The organism is Micromonospora sp. CA-111912, from assembly GCF_050948415.1.
In the GTDB taxonomy this organism is placed as follows: Bacteria; Actinomycetota; Actinomycetes; order Mycobacteriales; family Micromonosporaceae; genus Micromonospora.
In genome coordinates this window covers 3,325,519-3,351,290 of record NZ_CP192007.1, presented here as the reverse complement: position 1 = coordinate 3,351,290, position 25,772 = coordinate 3,325,519, and the positions used below count along the sequence as shown (strand labels likewise).

The window sequence follows — 25,772 nt, the reverse complement described above, 5'->3', positions numbered from 1 at the left end:
GCCACGGGGGCGGCCGTGACCCACGGCGCGGTCACCTGCGGTAGACGCCGAACTCCCAGAGGGAGTAGCCGTAGTCGGTGGCCTTCCTGGTGCCGTTGACCCGCACGTACCGGCCGGTGCCGGAGAGGTCCAGACCGTCGAAGCCCCCGTCGCCGCTCGTGGTCGAGTAGATCGTCGTCCAGGTGTTCCCGTCGTTCGAGACCTCGACCGAGTAGGCGGTGGCGTACGCCGCCTCCCAGGCGAGCTGGACGTGGTCGAAGGACTGCACCGAGCCCAGGTCGACCCGGAGCCAGGCGGTGCCGACCCACTCGCTGGCCCACCGGGTGCCGTGGTCGCCGTCGACCGCGTACCCGGGCAGCTGCGGGCCGTTGGCGCCGGTGGGCTGGTACGAGGACGCGGTGACCGCCCTGCCCCGGGCCAGGTTGGTGCCCGGGACCGTCGGCGGCACGACCTTGAAGGAGCGCTGCTCGATGCCGACGTTGCCGTGCCCGTCGAAGGCGTACACGTAGACCTTCCACACCCCGAGCCGCTCGGGGGCCCGCACCGTGAACCGCCCGTTCCCGGTCTGGGTGAACGTCAGGTTGGTCAGCCCCCGGTTGCCGGTGATGTGCTTGTCACTGGCCATCAGGTTGTAGCGGACCAGGTCGCCCTGCGGGTCCCCGGCGGTCACGTCGACGGTGAAGGTGCCGCCGGCCGGCACGGCGGTCTGCGGGCTGACCGACATAGCGGTGATCTCCGGCGGGGTGTTCGCCGCCGCCTGCCCGGTGTACGCCTGGCGCAGCGCGTGGTAGCCGAGCCGCCGCCACCCGCCGGTCGTGGCGTTGAGCCACACCCCGCCGAAGTCGTTCTCCAGTCCGTAGTGGAACTCGGTGGCCCCGAGCGCCACGCCGGGGTGACCCTTGACGGCGTTCCAACTCGCCGTGTAGCCCGCCCGCTTCGCCAGGTCGGTCGGCTCGTCGGGCACCCCGTTGACGTCGTCGGGCACCTCCCACTCGCCGTTCGGGCCGCCCTCGGTGAGCAGGTACGGCCTGGTGTGGCCGCCCGCGATCCAGTCGGACTTCACGGTGCCGACCGCGCCATAGGAGTTGACCGCCAGCAGGTCCAGCGCGGGCGAGTACCGCTGGTAGTACGTCCACGCGTGGGTGTAGGCGTCGGTGGAGGTGACCGGGTGCAACGGGTCGGCGGCGTGGACCGCCTGGGCCACCTCGTTGACGAACTGCGCGTACGCCACCCGCCGGGCCTCGACCACGTCGGCCGGGAGCCCGTGGTCCTGCATGGTCAGGATGACCTCGTTGCCGACGTCCCACATCAGCACGCCCTGCCGGTTCTTCAGCGCGTTGACCCGGGCCACGATCTCGGCCTTGACGGTGTTCTTGTAGGCGGTGTCGTTGACGTAGTCGGCGCCCTGGTTGAGCCAGTGCCCGACGACCACCTTGATGCCCTGCTGTGCCGCCCGGTCGAGCAGGGCCGGGGTGTGGGTGTCGTCCACGCCCCAGATCCGGATGGTGTTGACGCCCATGTTCCGCAGATCCCGCAGGTACCCGTCGGCGGCGGCCTGCGGCGGTCCGTAGGTCATCCCCCGCACCTCGTACGGTGCGCCGTTGACCTGGAGCTGCCAGTTGCCCTGGGTGCCGGTCACCCGCACCGTGCTCGGCCCGGCCGGGGTGGGCGGGTCGGTCATCGCGGCGGGGACCGTGCCGGCGGCCCGGGACACGGTCACCGAGTCGACGCTGAGCACCCCGCCCGAGGTGGTCCCCGGGGTGGGGGTGCTCCGGCCGGCGATCGCGTTGGGCAGCGAGCCGCCGACGGCCAGGTCCAGCCGGAGGAAGAAGCCGTGGTGCACGGCGGCCTTCCAGGCGGCGACGCCGACCTGCGACTCGCGGACCACCCAGGTCTGCCGCCCGTCGAGGTAGAAGCGGATCTCCTCGTCGGTCCTCGTCCGGTCGATGACCTGGGTGTACTCGTGGTAGCCGGTCCGGCAGCCGGCGCAGGTGGCCAGCCCGCTGGAGCGGCCGGTGTACTCGGCGCACACCCCGTCGGGCGCGGTGCCGCAGTGCAGCGTCTGGGCGAGCTGGCCGCGGCCGTTGACGTCGGTCATGATGTCGGTCTCGCCGACGCCGGGCCAGTTGGTGTAGTTGCCCCGGAAGGCTGCGCCGGTGGCGCGGAACCCGGGCCAGTACCCGAGACCGTCGGCCACGTCGGGCTGCCGGAGCACGGCGGTGAACCGCAACTGCTCGCCGACGCGCGGCTCGAAGTCGGCCCGCTGGGTCTCCAGCCGGCCCGAGGTCCAGGCGCCGGCGGCGTCCCGGATCGCCCGGATGCTCAGCCGGCCGGCACCGTCGAGCTGGACGTTCGCGGTCGACGCGGTGGCCACCTCCACCTCGCCGGTGCCCCAGTTCGCCGCGCCGCCGGGGTAGGAGGTGCCGGTGCGCAGCAGCCAGTTCGCCGCCGACGGCAAGGTGCCGGCGGGGCCGGTGAACTCGTCGGCCCAGATGGTCTGCCAGTCGCCGGGGACCGGCGTCGGGCTGGTGGGCGGGGGTGTGGTCGGCCCGCCGAGCGAGCCGTAGACCTTGAACTCGTACAGGGAGTAGCCGTAGCCGGTGGCCCGCGCGGTGCCGTGCATCCGCACGTACCGCCCGCTGCCGGCGACGGCGATCGTCTCGGTGCCCCCGGCCCCGGTGGTCGTGCCGTGCACGGTGGTCCAGGTGACGCCGTCGGCCGAGGTCTGGATCTGGTACGCCCGCGCGTACGCGCCCTCCCACTGGAGGACGACCTGGCTGATGGTGGCGGTTCCCCCGAGGTCGACGCGCAGCCACTGGGGGTCGCTGAACTGGCTGGACCAGCGGGTGCCGGCGTTGCCGTCGACCGCGTTGGCCGCGCCGACGTCCGGCCCCTCCTGGGAGGACGCGGTGGCCGGCCGGCCCTGCGACAGCAGGGTGTCGGCCGCGTACGCGCCGGGTTGGGCCACGACGAGGTAGGCCGCCACCAGGGCGACGACGGCGGCGACGAGCAGTGCGGGCCGGTGCCGCGACGGTGGCCGGCGGCGGGGGATGGGAGGGTGAACGGTCATGGGCCTGCCTGTCGGAGAGGGGACGCCGACGCGGGGACGGCGGCGGTGGGCGGCGCTGGTGGCGGTGGCTGGTGGCTGGTGGCGGTGTCGGTCGCGCCCGGTGGGCGGGGCTGGGGCGTCCGGGCCGGTGACCGGGGGTCTGGTCGCCCCCCGGTCACCGCACCGGTCAGGGCAGCTCGTAGTTGGCGTTGAGCGCCGCGCCGCGCTCGGGCTTGTACTGGTCGAAGCCGCGTGGGTCGCACTGGAGCCCGCCGTTGACGCAGTGGGTCACCAGTGCGTTGAGCGTCGGGGCGTCCCAGGCGTTGTAGAAGTCGTAGTGGAAGGAGTAGCCCCGGCCGCTGGACAGCCGGACCCCGGACATGTCCCCGCTGACCGGGAAGGCCATCTTGAACTCGATCATCGGCACGGCCACCGGGTGGCTGGCCGGGCAGACGCCGACGGTCGGGTACGCCATGTGGCTCTTGTGGTCGGGCGTGTCCAGGTACCGGCCGTCCCAGCAGCTCGGCGCCTGGTAGCGGATGTTGAGCTGGCTGCCGGCCGGGCAGGACGCCGGGAAGTCCCAGTTGCGGACGCTGTCGCCGCACTCCCAGCCCTCGACCGCGCCCGGGGCGTTGCGGAACTCCTCCAGCGTGGTGGCGGGGCTGCCGACGACGTACCGCAGGCCGGGCGGCGAGGGGCGGACGCTGCGGTGGTCGATGACGCCGCTCTTGTAGTAGATGACCTGCCGGCCCACCGGCTGGATCGCGGTGTCGCCCCGGTACAGGGTCGGCATCCAGTAGCCCGTCTTGTCCCCGGGCGTGATGCAGGAGGTGCCGCCGGCCCGGAGGGAGGCCAGCGTGGTGTTGGCGTTCGTGGTGGTGTTTCCCATGAACGTGTGCGAGTGCGAGGCGCCCGGCAGGTTCGGGAAGACGATCGGGTCGTCGGGCAGGTTCGACCGGCTCACCGAGCAGTTCGCCTGGAACTCGTGGTGGGTGGTCGGCGGGTTGGTGGGCGGCGGGGTCGCCGTGGACGGGATCACGCCGGTGACCGGCGGGTCGGCCGGCACGTAGCCGGGTCCGCCGGTGGGCGGCGGGGTGGTCCCGACGGAGCCGTAGACCTTGAACTCGTACAGCGAGTAGCCGTAGCCGGTGCCGCGCTGGGTGCCGTGCAGCCGGACGTACCGGCCGCTGCCCGTGACGGCGACGCTCTCGGTGCCGCCGGCGCCGGTGGTGCTGCTGTGCACGGTGGTCCAGGTGGCGCCGTCGGTGGAGGTTTGGATCTGGTACGCCCTGGCGTAGGCGAACTCCCACTCGAGGAGCACCCGGCTGACGGTGACGGTGGTGCCCAGGTCGACGCGGAGCCACTGCGGGTCGGCCCACTGGCTGCCCCAGCGGGTGTCGGGCCGCCCGTCCACGGCGGCCGCGGCGGGGGCCTCGCCGTTCTCCACCGACGACGCCAGCGCCGGCCGACCCTGGGACAGCAGGGTCTCCGCGGCCTGCGCCGTCGGGACGCCCGCCACCAGCAGCGATGCCGTTAGCGCCAGGGCGGCGACCGGCGCGATTGTTCTCCTGAGCCGTGGTCTGTCGGTCTTCATGATGACCTCTTCCAGGGGTAGGACGACTGCGCTCCGGCTGTCTCGCCGGCCGGTGGCCCGCTCGTGCCGCACCTGGCCCGGGGATCAGGATCGTCGCCGGACCGCGCACTCGGAGAGCGCTCTCCAAGTGTTACGCCGAAATTTCACGCACGTCAATACGACCGGCCCTCGAAGACCGGTGAACGCACCCGAACCGGACGGTGGGCAGTCCCGCTAACGTGGACCTCACCCGCCTGGTCCGGCGGACACCCCGCCGGGATGCCAGGCAGGTAATGCCACCCCGTCCCTTTGCTCTGCTGCCGCCACCGCAACACCAGCACCGTCGTGCAGCACAGCATCGCTCAGCCGCTTCGCGTCGGGTGCCGGCACGAGAGGTCGGCAGAAGCGTCACGCTTTGCGCACGTTGCACCGGGGGCAGCAGAGCAAAGGGGGCGCTGCGGTGTTGTTCGCCGGTCGGCGACGACGTCAGCGTCGGCGTTCTCGCCCCGCCCCGCACCTGGGGTTGGAGTGGGGCTCCACGATCGTCTGCTGGATTTGGAGAACTCACCCGGCGTGTCGTCTCACAAATCAGCAAACGATCACGCCACGACAAGCTGCCGTACACACCGACGCCCCCGCGCACATCCACCACCAAGGGTGGCGGCAACGACGACTTCGACGCAGGCCCTAAACCACCCCACCAGCCCCACCCCGCCCCGCCCCATTCTGCGCGATCTTGCAGTTATGGCCCGGGCAAAGAGTGTGAAACGCCCTTGTCGGGGGCCGCAAGCGCAAGATCGGCGCATCGGAGTGGACCGCTGCCCGTACAAGGGGCGCACCACCGACTGGACGGGCTTCTCCTGACGCCACTACCCGGGCGCGCGGGGCCGGTGGGTCGCCGGACGGGTCCCCGGCTCAGCCGGCCAGCTCGGCGAGCGGGAACGCCCGGTGCCGGCGGGGCGGGATCAGGAAGTTCTGCCGGCGGGTGCAGGTCAGGAAGCGTTCCAGGCCGTTGTCCTGCTCGGTCACCCGGTGCTTACGCGCCAGGTCCACCGACGCCTGGCTGCGCCGCATCCGGGCGAAGAAGTCGGTGGTCGGCACGAACACGCTGAAGTGCAGCTTCGGCTGGCTGCTGCCGTCGGGCACGTCCAGGGCGTCGAAGCCGGGGCCGTCGACCCGCAGGTGCATCGGGGTGCCGTCGGGCGCCCGGGAGCTGCGCTGCAGGGTGGACAGGTGCCCCATCCGGCGTTCGCCCCGGGGCAGGCCGACGCCCCGGGCGGTGCGCTCGGCGTAGTCCGGGCCGCGGTTGTCGGCGGGCAGGAAGGACGGCCCGCCGCCGTCGGTGAGCTGGTCGGCGTTGCCGGGGTGCACCGGCGGGGCGTGGAACATGTACTGCACCCGCTTCGTGAAGTTGCCGTTGTCGCTGGGCGGGGTGTCCGGCGAGGCCATGTCGTAGAACTGGAGCATGTCGAGGATGACGTGCGACAGGTGCTGGATGCCGCCGTTGTCCAGGTAGTCGCCGGGGCGGGCGGTGGTCAGCCGGGCCGAGGGATGGCCGGCGAAGGTGCAGATCGCCGGCGGGCCGGAGGCGTTGACCTGCTGGTCGGAGAAGCCCATCCACATCGGCGAGTCGGGCTGGATGAACCGGGCGTACGGCAGCCGGTTCTGCTCGGCCACCGAGCGGGGCAGGCCGGTCTGGGTGAACATGTGCCGGCTGGAGGTGACGGTGAGCAGCCCGGCGAAGGCCGGCGGGGGCGTGGGGAGGCCGGCCAGCGTGCCGCTGCCGTCGAACCAGGCCAGCACGTCCTGGATGACCGTGGCCCGGTCGCTGCGGAAGGTGAACAGCAGGTCGTTCTGCTCGATGCGGACCGGCACGGTGAACCGCCGCTTGGCGACCCCCGGGTTGTCCGGGTGGATGTCGGTCGGCCCCGGCTCCGCCTCCTCCAGCACCGACCGGGACGGGTCGGCCAGCAACCGGGGCAGGTGCGCGCCGACCAGGTCGCCGGCCAGGCCGCCCGGCAGCCGCCGGAAGTACGGCAGGCCGTAGGAGACGAAGGTCATCAGGCCGGCCGCGCCGAACGGGTACCGGGATTCCAAGGCGGCGAGCACCCGGGCCAGCTCCCGCTGGTCGTCGCGGCCCGGGGCGCGCGTCAGCGCGGCGGTCAGGTAGACGGTGTGCACCGGCGGCATGACGAACGGCCCGCCGGTGGGCGAGGTCTGCTCCGGCGCGCTGTACCGGGCGACGTCGAACTGGATGTCAGGCAGCCCCTGCGCCGGATCGGGCGCGGCCGGGCGGTCCGGGGTGCGGGCACCGGCCGAGCAGGCCGCCAACGCGGACGCGGCCATGGCCAGGGCACCGCCGGCCAGCACCGTCCGGCGGTGCAGCCGGGGTTGGTCGCCCATGCCTCAGCTCGACCGGTCGAGCGCGGCGCGCAGCGCCCCGCCGAGTTCCTCGTCGCCCGGCGCGGTCAGCCGCACCGCCTGCCCGGTCAGCCCGACGAAGCCCTCCCGGGCGCCGCCGTTGCGGGTCGGGCTCACCAGCACCGTCGCGCCGTCCTGCTCGACGTCAACGTGCCGGGTGCCCTTGGCGTACGTGGCCCAGGAGCGCAGGCCGAGCGCGTCGAGGGCCGGCGCGAACGGCGAGGGCCCGCCCCGCAGGTCGGGGGTGGGCACGCCGATGCGCGAGGCGTCGAGCATCCGGCGCACCGCCGCGCCCAGCAGGGCGTCGGCCGGCTCGTCGAGGAGCTCGAAGGCCCCGTTGGCGATCCACATGCCGTCGCCGGTCAGCGAGGAGGAGTGCGCGACGTGTCGACCTCTGCGCAGGTCGAGTGCGGCGAGTCTGGTCATCGGTGTCCTCGGTGGGGAGGGGGACGCCCCAGGGTACCTTCGGGACGTCCCCACGGCGGCCCCGGCTATCTCATCGGGATGATCCGAACGGTCACCCCCTTCTGGGCGCCGTACTGGACTATCTGGTTGAGCGCGTTCTGCTGGGCGCTGGTGGCCGCGCCGCGTTGGACGGCGATCTCCAGCTCCCGGGCGGCGACCTGACCCGGTCTGATGGTGACGCCGTCCCAGGTGACCGGGTTGCTCTTGGCGAAGCCGGCCGCCTTGTCGACGTAACCCTGCAACCGGCTGGTGAGCTGGCCGGCGGTCTGGTAAGACTTCGCGGTCAGGTCGACGCTCTTGATGCTGGTGGCGGTGCCGTTGGCGAACCGGTCGATGGTCGGGAAGCTGCGCGGCAGGTTGCCGCCGAGCTTCGCCTCGATGGCCAGGCCGCGCTCGAACTGGTTGAGCTTCCAGACCGAGCTGCCGGCCTTCAGGTACGCCCCGAGGCCGCCACTGACCGCGCCCAGCGCGCCGCCGATCGCGAAGTCCTTCAGGGCGTCGCCCATGCTGTACTTGCGCCCGGTCAGCGCCGCGAGGCCCGCCCCGATGCCGACCGAGGAGGCGCCGCCGATCAGCGCCCCGATCAGGATCGGCACGCAGATCGGGCAGTCGCCGTTGGGGTCGGACAGGTTGACCGGGTCGTTGAGGGCGTACGTGTACAGGTTGGCGCTGCCGCCGCCGAAGCCGGCCGGGTCCTGGCTGAGGAACCGGCCCGTCTCGGGGCTGTACCAGCGGGCCCGGTGGTAGTTCAGCCCGGTGGCGGCGTCGCGTTCCCGGCCGGTGAACTGCTGGGTGTTGCCGCTGGCGGTGACCGCGCCGAACGGGTCGTAGGCGTACCGGGTGGTCAGGGTGCCCGCGGAGTCGGCCAGGCCGAGCACGCTGCCGAGCGCGTCGGTGATCGGCACCCGGGGGCCGGCGGCGTCGGTGCGGACCAGCGTCTGGTCCAGCCCGGCGGTGAGCCGGTCGCTGGTCGTCGCGCCGGTCTGCTCGCGAACCAGGTTCGGGCCGTCGTAGAGGAAGCCGGTGGTGGCCCCGCCGGCCGTGCGGCTGGCGAGCCGCCCGGCACCGTCGTAGCCGTACGCGGTGGTCAGGCCCGGCCCGGTGACCCCGGTCAGCTCGCCCCGGGCGTTCCAGGTGTAGCCGAGCACGCCGTCACCGGTCAGGTTGCCCTCGTCGTCGTAGGAGTACGTCCGGTCGCCGCGGCTGGTCAGCCGGTTGGCGGCGTCGTAGCTGGTCGAGGGGCCGGTGCTCGGGACGGTGACCTGGGCGAGGCTGCCGGTCAGGTCCCGCACCCGGCCCGCGCCGTCGTAGGAGTAGCCGAGGTGGCCGATCGGCACCCCGCCGGTGCTCTCGTAGAACATCCCGGTGAGCTGGGACGCGGCGTCGTAGGTGTACTTCGTGGTGACGCCGGCCTGCTCGACCCGGTCGGTGCGGCCGGCGGCGTCCCGGTGCCAGGTGGCGGTGCTGGCGCCCTGGGTGATCTGCGCGACCAGGCCGGTCTGGTCGTAGCCGTAGGAGACCGCCGGCTGGCCGGGCACGGTCATCCCGGAGCGCCGCCCGGCTGCGTCGTAGGTGTAGCCGACGGTGCCGGTGGGGCTGGCCACGCTGACCACCTGGTCGAGGTCGTTCCAGCCGACGGTGAGCAGCCCGCCGGCCGAGTCGTTGATGGTGGTGAGCCGGTCCAGGGTGTCGTAGCCGAACTGCTTGGTGCTCTCGTAGCTCGGCCCGGCGGTCCTGCCGTACCCGATGAAGGTGGTGCGGCCGAGCAGGTCGTAGCCGGTGACGGTGGTCTTGCCGCGCCGGTCGGTGGCGGAGACGACCCGGCCGAGCACGTCGTACGCCTGCTGGGCCTGCTCGCCGAGCGGGTCGGTGACGGTGATCGGGCGGTCGGAGCTGTCGTAGGCGACGGTGGTGCTGTTGCCCCGGGCGTCGGTGACCTTCGTCAGGTTGCCGTTGCCGTCGTACTCGAAGGTGGTGGCCCGGCCGAGGCCGTCGGTGCTGGTGAGGACCTGGTTGTCCGGGTCGTAGCGGACGTGTTCCAGCACGCCCCTCGGGTCGGTGACCGCCACGGGACGGCCGACGGCGTCGACGAAGCTGCGGGTGGTCCGGCCCACCGGGTCGGTCACCGCGACGAGGTCGCCCTGCTCGTAGGTGTAGCGGGTGGTGTTGCCGAGCGGGTCGGTGAACGAGGTGACCTGGCCGGCGGTGTTGTAGGCGTAGCGGCGGGTGCGGCCGGCGGCGTCGGTCGCCGCCGTGAGGTTGCCGGTGTCGTCGTACCCCATCCGGGTGGTCCGCCCCTGGTCGTCGGTGACCGAGGTGAGCTGCCGGTACGGGCCGCCGGAGGTGACCGTGGCGGACTGCGCGGCGGCGGTGCCGGCGAGCGCGGTGAGCGAGGTGAGCTGCCCGTTCGCGCCGTACCCCAGGGTGGTCCGCCGCCCGTACGGGTCGACCAGCGCGGTCGGCAGGTGGGTCGCCGGGTCCCGGGCGGTGGTGGAGGTGCGCGCCTGGGCGGTGCCGGCGGCGGTGGTCTCGGCGACCACCCGGTGGTCGGCGTCGAAGCTGGTCTCCCGGACGGCGCCGTCCGGCTCGGTGACGGCCGTCTTCACGACCTTGCCGTCGGTGTCGGTGGTGTACTCGAAGCCGTAGGTGACCCCGCCGGGCATGCTCTGGGCCGACACCCGTCCGGCCGCGTCGTAGGTGTTGGTCAGGTAGGTGACGCCCCGGGCGTCGGTGACCGTGGTCATCCGGTGCGCGGTGTCGTAGGTGTACGTGGTGGTCCGGCCGCCGGGCGAAATGACCGTGGTCAGCCGGCCCGAGCCGTCGTAGCCGTACTGCACGGCCCGGCCCGCGTTGTCCTGCGCCCGGGTGACCCGGCCGCCGCTGTAGGTGAGCTTGATCCAGCGGCCGTTGGGCGAGGTGACCTGGGTGATGTCGCCGGACTGCCCGCCGGTGGACCGGGTCAGGGTGATCTGGTTGCCGTGCCGGTCCCGGATGGACTGCAACGGGGTGTTCTCGCCGAAGACGTAGACCATGCCGTCGGTGCGGACCAGGTCCCAGCCGTCGCCGTTCCAGGTCATCACGGCGTCCCGGAACGGGCCGGTGGTGTCGACGGCCTTGAACACCGCGTCGGTCCAGCCGGTCCCGGGGCTGGTCCGCACCATGTGGACCTTGCCGCTGTCCGGGAAGATCAGGTCGGCCTCGGTGTACTCCTGCTTCGAGAAGACGAAGATGCCGTAGGTGAAGTTCGCCCCGATGCCGAACTCGCGGTTCTGGGTGTCGTTCTGCCGGTAGGTGCGGGTGATCGAGATCGGCAGCACGTCGTTCACGGTCAGGTCGGTGTGCTCGTCGACGAAGAGGCCGCTGGCCAGGTCGACGGGGTCGCCGCCGGAGTCGCCGTCCTCACCGGGCCCGGTGCCGGCGGGGCGCTTGCCGCTGCCGTTGAACATCGCGCCGGTGAACTCCCAGACCCGCACGTCGGGGTCGGGCACGATCTGCCGGCCGTCGGGGGTGACGGTGCCGTGGCCGTAGATGTACCAGCCCGCCTCCGCGCCGGTCACCGCGCAGACGGCCGGGGTCTTCGCCGCCTTGGTGGGCTTCTTCGGGTACGACTTCACCGGTGCCCTGGTGCACGGCGCCCGCTCCGGGTCGTAGTCCCAGAAGTCCAGCCGGCTGCCCGGCGCGAGGCCCTGGGTGTTGGGGTAGATGATCTGCGCGCCCTTCGGCAGGATCACCGACCCGCCGGGCTGCACGGTGAAGTAGACCGGGGTGCGCACCCCGGCCGGGAGCGGGAACGGCGGCTGGTCCACCGGGAGCGCGGTGATGGACAGCTCGGTGACCCGCTTGCCGGCCCGGTCGCGGATCACGCTGCCCTTGGGCAGCCGCACCTCGAAGCCGGGGATCGCCGGGGTGGTGATGACCGTCTGCCTCGTGGTGGGCGACGGGAACCGGGTGCTGTTCGCGGTGTCGAGCCGGGTCATCCAGATCGGGTACGACAGCTCGACGGTCTCCCCCGCCCGCAGGTCCACCCCGGTCTCGAAGCGGCCGAAGGCGCGGCCGGGGCTGCCGGCCGTCGCGCCGTCGATGACCAGGACGTGGTGGCCGGCGGTGAGCCCGGTGAGCAGGAACCGGCCGGTGGCGTCGGTGCGGGTGCTGCGCCGGCCCACCTTGAGGGTGACGTCGGCGAGCGGCCTGCCGTTGAGCAGCAGGGCCTGTCCGGCGAGCGCGGTCGCCCCCCGCTCGGCGCGCAGGGCCGGCTGGAGGTTGCCGTACGCGCCGGTGCGGTGGCTCTCCCAGTCCTCGCCGGCCAGGTTGAACCGGTCCGGCGTCCAGGTCTCGGTCACGTCGCCGGCCGGCCGGGCCGGGGTCTTCGCGGGCGCCCTCCTGGCGGCGGCTGCGGCGGGCAGCCGCACCTCGCCGGTCAGGCCGCCGATGGTGCTGGACGACGGGTCGACGAGAAGGGTGTAGGTGCCGGCCACGGGCAGGGTGACCGAGGTGAAGGTGCAGGTGCCTCCGCAGTAGACGCTGCTGCCGAGGTTCGTCCCGTCCGGCTTGCGGATGATCGCCGTGGCGTTGTACTGGCCGTAGGTGCCGGCCGTGACTGCCACGGTGACCACCTGGCCGGCGGTGCCGGGGAAGGTGAGCGTGGCGTTCTGGCCGGGCACGGCGGTGGTCAGGGTGACCCCCGGGCCACCCGGGGTGACGGCCGCGGTCGCGTCGGCCGGCACCTCGTGCACGCGCAGGGAGACCGAGCCGGTGTACATGCCGTCGGGGTTCAGCAGGATCGTGTACGTGCCGGCCACCGGCAGCGTCGTGACGTCGAAGAAGCACGTCGCGCCGCAGTACACGCTGCTGCCGAGGTTCGTCCCGTCCGGCTTACGGATGATCGCCGTCGCGTTGTAGGTGCCGTACGTGCCGGCGCTGCCCAGCACCGAGATCCGCTGCCCGGCGGTGCCGGGGAACGACAGCACCGCGTTCTGGCCGGGGGCCGTGGTGGTCAGGGTGACCGCGCTGCCGCCCGGCGTCGTGCTGTCGGTGGCGTCGGCCGGCACGTCGTACACCCGCAGGGAGACCGAGCCGGTGTACATGCCGTCGGGGTTCAGCAGGATCGTGTACGTCCCGGCGACCGGCAGCGTCGTGACGTCGAAGAAGCACGACGCACCGCAGTACACGCTGCTGCCGAGGTTCGTCCCGTCCGGCTTACGGATGATCGCCGTCGCGTTGTAGGTGCCGTACGTGCCGCCGGTCCCCTGCACCACGATCCGCTGACCCGCCGTCCCGGTGAACGACAGCACCGCGTTCTGGCCCGGGGCGGTGGTGGCGACCGGCACGGCCAGCCCGCCGACGGTGGCGCTGACCGCCGCGTCCGCCGGCACGTCGTAGACCCGCAGGGTCACCGCGCCGGTGTAGGCCGCGTCGGGGTTCAGCAGGATCGTGTACGTCCCGGCGACCGGCAGCGTCGTGACGTCGAAGAAGCACGACGCACCGCAGTACACGCTGCTGCCGAGGTTCGTCCCGTCCGGCTTACGGATGATCGCCGTCGCGTTGTACGTCCCGTACGTGCCACCGGTCCCCTGCGCCACGATCCGCTGACCCGCCGTCCCGGTGAACGACAGCACCGCGTTCTGGCCGGGGACCGTGGTGGTGAGGGTGGCGGCGGACCCGCCCGGGGTGGTGCTGGCGGTGGCGTCGGCCGGCACGTCGTACACCCGGACGGTGAGCGCGCCGGTGTAGGTGGACGCCGGGTCGAGCAGGAGGCTGTACGTGCCGGCGACCGGCAGCACCATCGCGTCGAACAGGCAGGACGCCCCGCAGTACGCGCTGCTGGTCAGGTTCGTGCCGTCCGGCTTGCGCACGATCGCCGTCGCGTTGTACGTGCCGTACGTGCCGCCGGTGCCCTGGACCAGGATCCGCTGCCCGGCCGCGCCGGGGAACGACACCACGCCGTTCTGCCCGGGGACGCTGGTGGTGACGGTGACCGGTGCGCCGCCCGGGGTGGTGCTGACGGTGGCGTCGACGGGGACGTCGAACACCTGCGCGGTCAGGCTGCCGACGGCCACCCCGACCGGGTCGACCAGCAGCGTGTAGGTGCCGGCCGTGGCCAGCGACACCGAGCTGAACGAGCAGCTCGTCGCGCAGGACGAGGAGCTGGTGACGGCGCTGCCGTTGGGCGCGCGCAGCGTCACGGTCACGCTGCCCCCGCCGAACGCGCCGGCGGAGAGGCCGACGGTGACGACCTGCCCGGCGGTGCCGGGGAACGACACCACCGCGTTCTGGCCGGGCACGGTGGTGGTCACCGGGACCGCCGCGCCGCCCGGGGTGGTGGCCACCGTGGCGTCGGCGGGCACGGCGTGCACCCGGGCGGTGAGCGCGCCGACGGCGGTGGTCTTCGGGTCGACCAGCAGGGTGTACGTGCCGTCCGCCGGCAGGACGGTGCTGTCCAGGAAGCACGCGGTGCCGCAGGCCGTGTTCGAGGTGACCGTGGTGCCGTCGGGGCGGCGCAGCGTCACCACCGCCTCGGTGGCACCGAACGTGCCGCCGCTGAGCTGCACCGACACCCGCTGCCCGGTGGTGCCCGGGAACGACACCACCGCGTTCTGCCCCGGCACGGTGGTGGTCACCGGGACCGCCGCGCCACCCGGGGTGGCGGTCGCCGTGGCGTCGGCGGGCACGTCGTGCACCTTCGTGGTGATGCCGCCGACGACCGTCCCCTTCGGGTCGACGAGCACGGTGTACGTGCCGGCCACGGTCAGTGCCTGGGTGTCGAGGAGGCAGGAGGTGCCGCAGGTCGTGTTGGACACGATCGTGGTGCCGTCGGGGCGGCGCAGCGTCACCACCGCCTCGGTGGCGCCGAACGTGCCGCCGCTGAGCTGCACCGACACCCGCTGCCCGGCCGTGGCGGGGAAGGAGACCACCGCGTTCTGGCCGGGCACGGTGGTGGTCACCGACACCGCCGCGCCGCCCGGGGTGGTGTTGGCGACCGCGTCGTTGGGCAGGTCGTAGACCCGGGCGGTGACGGCGCCGAGGGTGGTCCCGGTCGGGTTGACGAACACCGTGTACGTGCCGGTGGCCGGGAGGGTGACCGCGTTGAACGAGCAACTCGTGCCGCAGTAGCTCTCGCTGACCACGGTGGAGCCGTCCGGGGCGCGCACCGTCACGGCGGCGTTGTAGGTGCCGAAGGTGCCGTTGGCCAGGGTCACCGAGACGACCTGCCCGGCGGTGCCGGGGAAGGAGACGACGGCGTTCTGCCCCGGCACGGTGGTGGTCACGGTGACCGCGGCCCCGCCGGGCGTGGTGGTCGCCGAGGCGTCCGCGGGCACGGCGTTGACCTGCGCGGTGACCTGCCCGACGTAGGTGCCGTCAGGGTTGAGCAGCAGGGTGTACGTGCCGTCGACCGGCAGGACGACCGTGTCGAAGAAGCACGACGCCCCGCAGTACGCGCTGCCGGTCAGGCTCGACCCGTCCGGCTTGCGGATCACGCCCGAGGCGTTGTACGTCCCGTACGTGCCGCCACTGAGCTGCACCGACACCCGCTGCCCGGCCGTGCCGGCGAACGACACCACCGCGTTCTGCCCCGGCGTCGTGGTGGCCACGGTGACCGCCGCGCCGCCCGGGGTCGCGGTCGCCGTGGCGTCCGGCGGCACCAGGTGGACCTGCGCCGCGACCTGCCCGACGTAGGCGCCGTCCGGGTTCAGCAGCAGCGTGTACGTGCCATCGACCGGCAGCACGACCGTGTCGAAGAAGCACGACGCCCCGCAGTACGCGCTGCCCGTCAGACTCGACCCGTCCGGCTTACGGATCACCCCCGAGGCGTTGTACGTCCCGTACGTGCCGCCACTGAGCTGCACCGACACCCGCTGCCCGGCCGTGCCGGCAAACGACACCACCGCGTTCTGCCCGACGACCGTGGTCACGGTGACCGGGGCGGAGCCGGGGGTGGTGCTCGCCGTCGCGTCCGCCGGCACGTCGTGGACCTGCGCGGTGACCGCCCCGACGTAGCTGGTGTCGGGGTTGACCAGGATGGTGTACGTCCCGTCGACCGGCAGCACCGTGGTGTCGAACAGGCACGAGCTGCCGCAGTACGCGCTGGCGGTCAGGTTCGACCCGTCCGGCTTGCGCACCACCGCCGAGGCGTTGTACGTCCCGTACGTGCCGCCGCTGAGTTGGACCAGCACCCGCTGGCCCGCCGTGCCGGGGAACGAGACGACGCTGTTCTGGCCGGGCACCGTCGTGGTGGCGGTGACCTGGGGGCCGCCGGGAGTGGTCGCCACGGCGGCGTCGGCCGGCACGTCGTACACCTGGACGGTGATCGCCCCGGTGGTGGTGGACTGCGGGTCCACCGCGACGGTGTACGTGCCGTCGGTGGGCAGCACGACGGTGTCGAGGAAGCAGGCGGTGCCGCAGGATCCGTTGGAGGTGACGGTGCCGCCGCCCGGCTTGCGCAGCGTGACGGCGGCGTTGTAGGTGCCGTACGTGCCGCCGCTGAGCTTGACCGAGACCCGCTGGCCGGTGCTGCCGGCGAAGGTGACGGCGGCGTTCTGGCCGGGCACGGTGGTGGTGACGGTCACCGGGTCCCCGCCCGGCGTGGTGGCCGCCGCCGCGTCAGCGGGCACCTCCCGCACGGTCGCGGAGACCGAGCCGGTGGCAGTGCTCGACGCGGCCAGCAGCAGCGTGTACGTGCCCGCCGTGCGGGCCGTCACCGTGTCGATGAAGCCGGTGGCGCCCACGCACCCGGACGACGCCGCGGTGCGCCCGAACGGGTCGAGGACCTTCGCGGTGGAGATGCCGCAGGAGCCGAAGGTGCCGTCGGCGAACTGCACGCTCGCCCGCTGCCCCTCGATCAGGTCGAACACGACCAGCGCGACGTCCCCCACGCTCGGGATCGACACGGACCCGGTGCCGCCGAGCGCGACCCGGGAGGTGTGCACCACGTCGGCGACGGTGTACGGGGCGGGGGCCACGAAGACGTCGGCGGCGGCGTCGCCGCTGCCGTGCCGGGTGCGGACCCCGATCCGACCGGAGCCGGCGCCGGTGGGCACCTGGATGGTCAGGCTGCCGGCGGCGACCGCCGAGGGGAAGGCCCGGGTGCGGTTGAGGGTGACGGCGTTGTCGGCCGCCTCGGCGGCGAAGCCGGTGCCGGTGACGGCGACCGTGCCTCCGGGGGCGACGACGGTCGGGGAGACACCGGTGACGGTCGGCGCGGACTCGTCCGGCCCGACGACCACGAAGGACTGCGGGCTGCTCACGGTGGCCCCGCCCACGGAGACGGTGACCAGCCCGGTGGTCGCCCCGGCGGGAACCCGGGCGACCAGCCGCCGGCCGGCGGCCGCGGTGACCGTGGCCGGGACGCCGTTGAACGCGACGGTGTTCTCGGCCGGCACGGTGGAGAAGCAGCCGCCCTCCAGGGTGACCTCGGCGCCGACGGCCGCCCGGGCCGGCACCACCGAAAGCAGGGCGAGTGCGGGGCTGCCCTCTCCGGTGACGGAGGTGATGTTGCCCGCGGCGTCGTACCGGTACCGTGCGGTCCGGCCGGCCTGGTCCTGCACGCCGGCCAACTGCCCGGCGGCGTCGTACGCGTAGCCGACCGAGTCGCAGGAGACCGAGGCCGGGACCATGTCCGGCAGGTCCGCCCGGACGGCGAGCGCCGGCAGCAGGACGAGTGCGGCGAGGGCCGCGCCGAACCGCAGTCGGGCACCGGCCCAGACCCTCGATCGGATGGTGCGCGGGCCGAGCGGTCCCGACATGCTGCCTCCCAGGACGGTACGTTCTGGGGGGCAACGTAGGCGGTTTCCATCAACGGGCATAGATCGCCAGGTGAACGGGACGCCCATTTACCGAGATCACCCACGGCGACCGGGCCGCCTACCGGCCTAAACGGCTGCGGCGATCACGGCGATGTCGGCTATCGGACAGTTGATTGCGTTGCCTGATCCCGGTACAAAAGCGGGCAGGTCAGTGGGCATCTCCGAAATGAACGCGCACCGTTGCAACCCACCCGGCGGGTGGGTGGCGAGGGGATCAGCGGACGGGCTAGCGTCTCCCGCGCGAGACCGGCGGCAGCGCTCCTGTGGGCGGGTGTGACGGGCGGCGGATCAGTTCGGGAGGACCACCGTGGCGGATGACCCCGCCGGGTCGGCGTTGCAGAAGGCCCTTCTGCTGCTCGACCACGGCCGCGCCGAACGCGCCGAGTCGATCCTGCGGGGGATCCTGGACGAGACGTCGACCCCGCTGTGGCAGGTACGGGCACGGGTGGTGCTGGGCGAACACCTGAACGGTCAGGGCCGCCACGACGAGGCGCTCGCGGTGCTCGCGGAGGTGCCGCGGCTCGGCGTGCCGGACGCCGACGACGACGTCGTGGCGTACGAGATTCGACGCGCCGGGGAACTCCTCGCCCGGCTGCGCGGGGCCTGAGGCCGCGCGGTCGACGGCCCGCGGATCGGTAGGGTGGCGGCCCGCCGTCGGGACCCGTGGTCGCGGGCACTGCCGGTGCACGCGGCGCAGTCGCAGTGGCGGAGGCGAGGGCCGGGGCGGGATTCCTTGTTCCTTCCCGTGGCCTTCAGCGCGGCTGCCACACTCGGCAGGATGAGCGCCGTCCGCCAGCCCGGCCGGTTCCTGCCGGCCGCGCCCGGGTCGCGGGTCACCCGGCTGGAGCTGTTCTACGACCTGGTGTTCGTGTTCGCGTTCCTCAACGTCACCACGCTGCTGGCGGAAGAACTGAAGCCGATCGCGCTGCTCTACGGGGCCGTGGTGCTGGCGCTGCTGTGGTGGTGCTGGGTCAGCTTCGCCGCGATGGGCAACTACCTGCGGGCCGACCAGGGAGTGGTCCCGCTGATCGGCACGGCGACGGTGGCCGCGCTGCTGGTGCTGGCGCTGGCGATGCCCGAGGCGTTCAACGACCGGCCGGGTGGGCCACCGGGACCGTTGGTCTTCGCGGCCAGCTATCTGGTCATCCGGGGCTTGCAGGTGTTCGTGCTGGTGGCGCGCAGTCGGGAGCGGCGCGGCGCGCTGTGGCGGCTGAGCCTGCCGGTGATCATCAGCATCACCCTGATCCTCACCGCCGGGCTGCTGCCATCCGCGCCTGATTGGTCCAGGGTGAGCTGGCTGCATCTCGGGCTGTGGGCAGCCGCGGTGGGGGTCGAGTTCATCATGGGGCCGAGGGCACGCGGCTCGGGCCTGACGGTGGTTTCCGCCGGCCACTGGGCGGAACGGTACGCGCTCATCGTGCTCATCGCGCTCGGCGAGTCCATCATCGCGCTGGGCACGGGGGCACAGTTGACCATCGGCCTTCCGTTGACCTGGCCGGTGGTGGTGGCGGCGGTCCTCGGCGTCACCGTCATCGCCGCGCTGTGGTGGATGTACTTCGATGTCCTGGCCCCGGCCCTGGAGCAGACGATGCACCGCACCCGGGACGTCGCGCAGCGGTTCGTCCTGGCCCGGAACGCGTACGCCTACCTGCACCTTCCCCTGATCGCGGGGATCATCATGTTCGCGCTGGGCCTCAAGCGGTACCTGACCACCGTCGCCGAGGCGCGGGGCAGCCCCTGGCTCGCCCGGCCGGAAGGGCTGGACGACGTGGCCCTCTTCGGCGGGGTGATCATCTACCTCACGACGTTGCTCGCCCTGGAGTGGCGCGCCGAACGGCGGGTGCGGCCGGCACCGGTGGTCGCGCTCGTGGTGCTCGTCGCCGGCTCGGTGGCCGTGGGCAAGTTGCCGGCGACCGTCAGCCTGGCGATCCTGGCCCTGATCTGCGTCGCGCTGGTGCTCGGTGGAGTACGCAGCGGCGATCCGCTTCGCCGCCAGGTGCGCCAGACGGCTCTGGAGGAGCAAACCGCCGCCGAACACGACCAGTCGGAGTGGCGCCGCCGCAACCTCTGACGGCGCGGGTCCGGCCGGCCGTGACGCGGCGCCGAGGTGGCCCGGCCACGAGCGCCGGCCGGCGACCTCCCGGAATCAGTGACCGTGACCACAGCCGGATGATCCGATAAAGGGCGGTGGGTTGGGCGTCGGCCTTGTTACCGTCGCGACGTGCGTCCGCAGGCGGACCAGGCGCGCGAGGGGGGAGACGGCGTGCGGGCCCGGGGCGCGGGCGGTCGTCTGTGACCTTCCCACCTGACCCCTGACTCAGACGTGGTGCCGCGCGCGGTGTGGCGCGCGGCCGACCGGCGTCATTCGCAAGTTTCACCAGGAGATTCGCTTTGAGTAGTCCATCCGCGGCGCCGGCCAAGCTCGACGCCGCCGTTTTGAAGATCGCCGGGGTCGTGGTCCTCGGTGCGATCATGTCGATCCTCGACGTGACGGTGGTCAGCGTCGCGCTGCCCACCTTCCAGACCGAATTCGACGCGTCGTACGCCCGGGTCGCCTGGACGATGACGGGCTACACGCTGGCGCTGGCCACGGTGATCCCGTTGACCGGCTGGGCCGCCGACCGGTTCGGCACGAAGCGGCTCTACATGGCGGCCCTCCTGCTGTTCACGCTCGGCTCCGGCCTGTGCGCCACCGCCGACTCGATCGGCCAGCTCATCGGCTACCGGGTGTTGCAGGGGCTCGGCGGCGGCATGCTGATGCCGCTCGGCATGACGATCATGACGCGGGCGGCCGGCCCGGAGCGGATCGGCCGACTGATGGCCGTGCTGGGCATCCCGATGCTGCTCGGCCCGATCGGCGGGCCGATCCTGGGTGGCTGGCTGATCGACGTGGCCAGCTGGCACTGGATCTTCCTGATCAACCTGCCGATCGGCGCCATCGCCCTGGCCTACGCGCAGTGGGCGCTGCCGAAGGACAACCCCGAGCCGTCCGAGTCGTTCGACATCGTCGGCATGCTGATGCTCTCGCCGGGCCTGGCCCTCTTCCTGTACGGGGTGTCGTCGCTGCCCGAGACCGGCACGTTCGCCGACAGCAAGGTGTGGCTGCCGATGCTGGTGGGCGGCCTGCTGGTCATCAGCTTCATCCTCTACTCGTTCAAGCCGAAGCACCCGCTGCTCGACCTGCGCCTGCTGCGCGACCGTAACCTCACGGTCGCGACCGTGACGCTGGCCGTGTTCACGGTCGCGTTCATGGGGGCCGGCCTGCTGTTTCCGAGCTACTTCCTGCAGGTACGCGGCGAGTCGACGCTCGACGCCGGCCTGCTGATGGCACCGCAGGGCATCGGGGCGATGATCACCATGCCGATCGCCGGCATGCTGGCCGACAAGATCCCGGTCGGCCGGACGGTGCCGTTCGCGCTGGTGCTGATCGCGGGCGGCTTCTTCGCGTTCACGCAGGTCGGCACCGACACCTCGTACTGGCTGCTGTGCGGTTCGCTCTTCGTCATGGGTCTGGGCATGGGCGGCACGATGATGCCCATCATGACGTCCGCGCTGAAGACGCTGACGAACCATGAGGTGGCCCGTGGCTCCACGCTGCTGAACATCCTCCAGCAGATCGCCGGCTCGGTCGGATCGGCGGTGATGTCGGTGATCCTGACCAAGGAGCTGAACAGCTCGCCGGCCATCCCGGGGGCGGTCGACCCGAACACCGGCGCACCGATCACCGAGGCCGGCCTCGCGATCGCCGTCAAGCAGAACCCGGACCTGGCCCAGCAGTTCCCGGTCGAACCCGGAATCCTCCAACGGGGCCTGGAGTTCGTGGCCAACTCGTTCAGCACCACGTTCTGGGTCGGCTTCGCGCTGATGCTGCTGACGTTCGTCCCGGCCTACTTCCTGCCCCGCAGGCGGCAGAAGTCCCACCTGCTCGACGACGAGCAGGGCGGCGACCGCACCCCGGTGTTGATCCACTGATCGGCGCGTGGCGTGGGGCCGGTGGGCCCCACGCCGCGCCGCCGGATGGGCGAAGGCCGGGTTCGTCGTTGAGGGACGCCAGCAGGAACACCCCGGCGGGCGGGACCAGTTCCACGCCTACTTCCATCACCGCCCGACTCGACACCTTCACCCGTGTCGCACCAATCAACCCTCTTGCGTTGCTGAGATCAGCTCAGTAGGCGTCCGATCGCCTTCTTACGTCGGTTGACCGAATCGGCGAATCTGATCAAGAAACCGAAGTGGACTACGGTTTCCGAGGCCCACATCTCCACCCGGGTGCCAGCCCCCGGACGCGGCGTGATGGTGATGGACATCGTGATGCCGCCGTGGATTCCACGCTGGCGCATGTTGATCGTGCCTGGCCCGGTCGCCATGGTCCACAACACGGCGCGGGGACCGCCGAACGCGCCGCGCACAATCTGTACCGCCTGCGCGGGATCGTACGCGGTCTCGACCGTGGTTGTTGCGACCGCGTTCCGGGTCTCAATCAACTGCCAGACGAGGAAACCGATCAAACCGGCGACGAAGGCAAAGCAGAGGAAGTCTGCCAGTATCCACCCTTTTGATAAACGGATTGGACGCGGTCTTCGGTGATCGGCAGAGCGGTCAAGCGCCCTGCCTGCGGAGCTGAACGAGACGTTCCGTCTCGTAGACGGTCAGACTGGCGGTCGGCAGCCCACGCGAGCGTTTGAACTCGATGCCCGCGTCGATCAGCGGGAGCGCGGCGGGAATACGCAGGACGTCACCGCCATACAGCTCCCAGACGAGGCGGGCCGCGCCGAACGTCGCGAAGCCGCCCTGGTCCCCCGCCACGAGAGCCCGCAGCCCGGTTAGGAAGCCCTCCCGGTCCCTGGCCGCGTAGTCGTGGAGCGGCCCGAGGCGGTTCCAAGTGTCACCGCCGTCGATGCCGCTGCCGTAAACGTCGAACGAGTACCGGCCGAAGATCTCTAGCCATCGGAACATCTCGTCGGAGAACGCGGACCGCGGCGACCGACTTAAAAACCTCATGCCGTTCTCTGACGGACAGTTGTCCGTCAGAGAACGACGGGAGGCCACCGGAAAGGTGCCCGGCGGTACGGCGAGAGGACGGTATCGGCGATGGGTCAACGGCCACCGCGCACCTCCTACGGCTACCTCGCGCCGCCCGAGGCACTGCTGCGGGGCTGGAGGTGCAACAACGATGGCTGCGGGACCGGTGACGAACCGGCGCCGGCGTCGTGGCCGCACCCGTGTGGGGTCTGCGGCCGTCCGACCGAAGCCACCTTCCAGGAACCGTGGGCGCATGAGGCCAGGGGCTACCAAATCCGGCACAACCTGCACAGCCCGGACCGGTACCAGCGGGAGATGGCACAGCTCGAACAACATGTCTGGGCGTACAAGGAGGCGTATTTCCGCGACGATCACGCGGCGGCCGACCAGGCCTGGCGGGCGTACCGGCGGGCCAGGCCAGCGCGATGGCAGGAGACCGACGGCTTCTGGGCGACGTCGATCACGATGTACGAGCTGGTCCGGCTCGCCGCCGCGTTCGACGACCTCGACCCCGCGATGGACGATCTGCTGGAGTGCTATCCGTTCATCGACACCCGTGACGTCGAGGAGGACAACACCCGGCGGACGATTTCGCGCACCTTCGTGTCGATGTGCATCACGGTGCTGCAGCGCGAATCTTCCATCGACCACCCGCGGGAGGCGGAGTTGCAGAGCGCGATGCGCGACGTCATGGGCCGCGCCGCGGGCGTACTGATAAGCCAGCACCACCTGGGGTTCCGACGCATTGCCGAGATTCGTGCCCTCCACCACGCCCGGGCCGCCATTGTGCGGACCCGCCGGTCGTCCGCAGTCGCCTTCGACGGTTTGCCGCCCGTCTCATCGGCCACTGCGTTCGGCGGGCGGCCTCCCGCCACGGACGATCCGCGCGACCTTCCCGCCCTCTCCGAGCTGAGCCCGGGGCTCGCGCTGGCGCTCGCTGACGCGGCGATCGTCACCGCGGAGACCCACGACGACACCGGTCCGCTCGACGAGCTGGTCCGGCGCCTCGACGAAGCCAGGTCCTGTCCCGGTCTGACCCACCTGCTGCGGGCTCGGCGCCACGTGGTGACAGGCAACCTGGATGCGGCCGTCCGGGAACTGGAACGCGGCTCCCGGGCGCTCGACCGGCTCTCCCGACGGCTGCGACCACAGATCTTCGCCACCCTCGGCCTCCTGCTGGCACGGATCGATCCGGACAACCTCGACCTGGGCATCGCGTGGTGTCGGGCCGGTCGACGGGCCGGCCTACGCCTACGGCAGCCCGCCACCCCTGCTGACGCTGGTCTAGCCAGGCTGCTGTTGTGGCGAGCGCTGCGGCCCGGAGCGCCGCCCGGCGAGGGATCCGATGACGTACGCGAGGCGGTACGACTGATCCGCCGCAGATGTCGCCGCTGGCACCGTCATGGCGCGGATGATCGGCTCCTGCTACAGGAAACGCTGGCCGCCCGGGACGCGCTCACGAGTCGCGCTAGCGACGAGCACCGGCACCGGGCGTGGTGTGACTCGGTGAACGCGCCGTGGAGCACCGCAGCGAGGGCTCGGCTCGCCGTGGCATGGGCGGAATGGGCCGCCGGCACCGGTGTCGCAGAGTTCGCCGCCGAGGCGTACCAGCAGCTGGTCGACCTGGCGGCGCAGGACGCCGTCGCGCGGTACGGCGCTCGCGCGAAGCAGCGGGTGCTGGCCGCAGCCCAGGAATACGCCGAGGAGGCCGGATACTGGCTGGCCCAGACCGGACGGTATCGGGAAGCGGTTCTCGCGCTGGAGACCGGACGGGCCGTCGGCCTCACCGAGGTGACCGGGCGGGACAATGCCGCGGTGTTCGACCGGCTGCGCGCCGCCGGTCGGGAGGACCTCGCCGACGAGTACGGACGTGCGATCGAGGACTTCGACGAGCGGGAACGCCACTCGTCCACCGGGCACCGGCAGTCCTGGACGCGCCTGCGTGACATCGCCCGGCGCGTCAACGCAGTGACCGGGGCGGACCCTCTGGCTCTCGCGGTGAGCTACGACAACATCATCGCCGAGACCGGCGACGGCGCTTTGGTCTACCTCGGTGCGGCGAAGGCTGGCGGGTACGCGCTCGTGGTCGCCGCACGGCACGACCCGCAGTACGTCGATTTGCCCAAGCTTGACCGGGCCACCGTCGCCCGGCTTGTCGACAAGGTGCTGCCTGAAACTGAGCCGGCGACCGGCCCCACCCGCTTCGTGATCATGGATGGAAGGCCCAACCGGGTGCGTGACCTCGTACCACTCAAGCAGTCGAGAACCGACCCGATGACCGAGGCGCTCCGTACCCTCTGGAACGACGGTCTCCGAAACGTTGTCCTATACAGCGCGAGAGGTCGGATCGTCACGCTGGTACCGGTCGGTCTGCTCAACCTCCTACCGCTGCACGCGGCCGGCGAGCCGGGCACGCCCGGCGACGAATTCACCCAGTGGCGCCACGTCGGGCACTTCTCTGCGGTCCGGTACGCGCCAAACGCCCGCGGCCTGCGACGCTGCCGGGATACGGCACGGGAACTCGCCGGTCGAGAGCAGACGCTGCTCGCTCTCGACGTACCGGACGGACACGGGGTCCACCCCGACGACCATCTGCGGTACGTCGCCCGGGAGACCACCGAGGTCACCCGCCGCTGGACGGGGCGGCCGGCGTCGCCGAGCCACGCCTGCACCTGGGAGGAGTTCCGCGCTGCAGCCGACGAGCACACCGTTTGGCATCTCGCCTGCCACGGTTCGGCCAAACCCGGCTCGATCCTGGACAGCCGACTGTACTTCGCCGACCGCCAGGTCACGCTGGAGAAACTGCGACGTACCCTGACGCCGAGCCGACGCCGCCTGGCGGTGCTCTCCGCGTGCCACACCAACGTCAGCGGCTCCGCCATGCCGAACGAGGTGGTCGGGCTGCCGTCGGCCCTGATCCAGATCGGGTTCGCCGGGGTGATCGCGACCGCGTGGGCGGTCGACGACCTCGCCACCACTTATCTGATGACCGCGTTCTACCACCTGTGGTGCGGCGAGGGGGAGGAACCGGTTGTCGCGCTGAACCGCGCCCAGCAATGGCTGCGCACCGCGACCCGGGCCGAGCTGACCGCGCTGCTACCCGACGTCGATCCGCCCGTTAGTGCAGGTGAACATCCGTACGTCGATCCGAGATACTGGGCCGCCTTCGCGTACACCGGCGTCTGAATGCCGCACGGTCGCGGTGGGAACCTCGGTACGCCGACCTGCGCCAGCCGCAGGAGCCAAGGTCACTCACCGCGACCCGGTCGGCGAGATACCCACTCTCGTCCATGGTCAGCATCGCGTCGACCAGCCCGCGTCGTGTGCTCCGAAGATCAACCTCGCACTGGTGGGCGACCACATCTCGCCCGGCGGCAGGTTCCAGCGACGACCGGCGTGGGTCCGGCGACATACGTTGACGTGGGTGCCCGTGCCCGCGCCA

Annotated in this window: 11 protein-coding genes; 4 read left to right on the top strand and 7 right to left on the bottom strand. The window is 72.0% G+C overall.

Features of this window, described 5'->3' with window-relative positions; all coding sequences use genetic code 11:
• Positions 1–31: 31 nt before the first annotated feature.
• The 5 genes from ACQPZO_RS13765 to ACQPZO_RS13745 all read right to left on the bottom strand — a co-directional run bounded on the left by ACQPZO_RS13765 (position 32) and on the right by ACQPZO_RS13745 (position 17,248).
• The gene (locus ACQPZO_RS13765; protein WP_433350333.1) at positions 32–3,070 is read right to left on the bottom strand and encodes a discoidin domain-containing protein; all 3,039 of its coding nucleotides are present in this window, start codon (positions 3,068–3,070) and stop codon (positions 32–34) included.
• Positions 3,071–3,236: 166 nt separating this feature from the next.
• On the bottom strand, positions 3,237–4,643 hold the full coding sequence (locus ACQPZO_RS13760) for a DUF1996 domain-containing protein (protein ID WP_433350331.1): 1,407 nt from the start codon (positions 4,641–4,643) through the stop codon (positions 3,237–3,239).
• Between the two features lie 894 nt (positions 4,644–5,537).
• On the bottom strand, positions 5,538–7,025 hold the full coding sequence (locus ACQPZO_RS13755; protein ID WP_433350329.1) for a DUF7405 family protein: 1,488 nt from the start codon (positions 7,023–7,025) through the stop codon (positions 5,538–5,540).
• 3 nt (positions 7,026–7,028) lie between these two features.
• The gene (locus ACQPZO_RS13750; RefSeq protein WP_433350327.1) at positions 7,029–7,469 is read right to left on the bottom strand and encodes a hypothetical protein; all 441 of its coding nucleotides are present in this window, start codon (positions 7,467–7,469) and stop codon (positions 7,029–7,031) included.
• Positions 7,470–7,534: 65 nt separating this feature from the next.
• The gene (locus ACQPZO_RS13745; protein WP_433350325.1) at positions 7,535–17,248 is read right to left on the bottom strand and encodes an RHS repeat-associated core domain-containing protein; all 9,714 of its coding nucleotides are present in this window, start codon (positions 17,246–17,248) and stop codon (positions 7,535–7,537) included.
• Positions 17,249–17,615: 367 nt separating this feature from the next.
• Here ACQPZO_RS13745 and ACQPZO_RS13740 point away from each other — a divergent pair, with 367 nt between their 5' ends.
• From ACQPZO_RS13740 to ACQPZO_RS13730, 3 genes are all read left to right on the top strand, one after another.
• The gene (locus ACQPZO_RS13740) at positions 17,616–17,915 is read left to right on the top strand and encodes a tetratricopeptide repeat protein (RefSeq protein ID WP_433350324.1); all 300 of its coding nucleotides are present in this window, start codon (positions 17,616–17,618) and stop codon (positions 17,913–17,915) included.
• A gap of 171 nt (positions 17,916–18,086) precedes the next feature.
• Complete coding sequence (locus tag ACQPZO_RS13735) at positions 18,087–19,379, top strand: low temperature requirement protein A (RefSeq protein ID WP_433350322.1); 1,293 nt, start codon at positions 18,087–18,089, stop codon at positions 19,377–19,379.
• A 320-nt stretch (positions 19,380–19,699) separates the two neighbouring features.
• Entirely contained in the window at positions 19,700–21,280 is a 1,581-nt protein-coding gene (locus tag ACQPZO_RS13730; protein ID WP_433350320.1) for a DHA2 family efflux MFS transporter permease subunit, read from the top strand.
• A gap of 188 nt (positions 21,281–21,468) precedes the next feature.
• On the opposite strand, the gene ACQPZO_RS13725 is transcribed toward ACQPZO_RS13730, so the two are convergent.
• Together ACQPZO_RS13725 and ACQPZO_RS13720 are read right to left on the bottom strand one after the other, a co-directional pair.
• On the bottom strand, positions 21,469–21,816 hold the full coding sequence (locus tag ACQPZO_RS13725; protein WP_433350318.1) for a hypothetical protein: 348 nt from the start codon (positions 21,814–21,816) through the stop codon (positions 21,469–21,471).
• Positions 21,817–21,907: 91 nt separating this feature from the next.
• A complete protein-coding gene (locus ACQPZO_RS13720) occupies positions 21,908–22,264 on the bottom strand; it encodes a hypothetical protein (RefSeq protein ID WP_433350317.1) in 357 nt (118 codons plus the stop codon).
• A 135-nt stretch (positions 22,265–22,399) separates the two neighbouring features.
• Here ACQPZO_RS13720 and ACQPZO_RS13715 point away from each other — a divergent pair, with 135 nt between their 5' ends.
• Entirely contained in the window at positions 22,400–25,516 is a 3,117-nt protein-coding gene (locus ACQPZO_RS13715; RefSeq protein ID WP_433350315.1) for a CHAT domain-containing protein, read from the top strand.
• The last annotated feature ends 256 nt before the right edge of the window (positions 25,517–25,772 follow it).

Excerpts from the sequence above, each read along its gene's own strand:
- ACQPZO_RS13715 (WP_433350315.1), top strand. The coding sequence starts at position 22,400 with ATGGGTCAACGGCCACCGCGCACCTCCTACGGCTACCTCGCGCCGCCC.
- ACQPZO_RS13735 (WP_433350322.1), top strand. The coding sequence starts at position 18,087 with ATGAGCGCCGTCCGCCAGCCCGGCCGGTTCCTGCCGGCCGCGCCCGGG.
- ACQPZO_RS13755 (WP_433350329.1), bottom strand. The coding sequence starts at position 7,025 with ATGGGCGACCAACCCCGGCTGCACCGCCGGACGGTGCTGGCCGGCGGT.
- ACQPZO_RS13745 (WP_433350325.1), bottom strand. The coding sequence starts at position 17,248 with ATGTCGGGACCGCTCGGCCCGCGCACCATCCGATCGAGGGTCTGGGCC.
- ACQPZO_RS13760 (WP_433350331.1), bottom strand. The coding sequence starts at position 4,643 with ATGAAGACCGACAGACCACGGCTCAGGAGAACAATCGCGCCGGTCGCC.
- ACQPZO_RS13765 (WP_433350333.1), bottom strand. The coding sequence starts at position 3,070 with ATGACCGTTCACCCTCCCATCCCCCGCCGCCGGCCACCGTCGCGGCAC.
- ACQPZO_RS13720 (WP_433350317.1), bottom strand. The coding sequence starts at position 22,264 with ATGTTCCGATGGCTAGAGATCTTCGGCCGGTACTCGTTCGACGTTTAC.
- ACQPZO_RS13750 (WP_433350327.1), bottom strand. The coding sequence starts at position 7,469 with ATGACCAGACTCGCCGCACTCGACCTGCGCAGAGGTCGACACGTCGCG.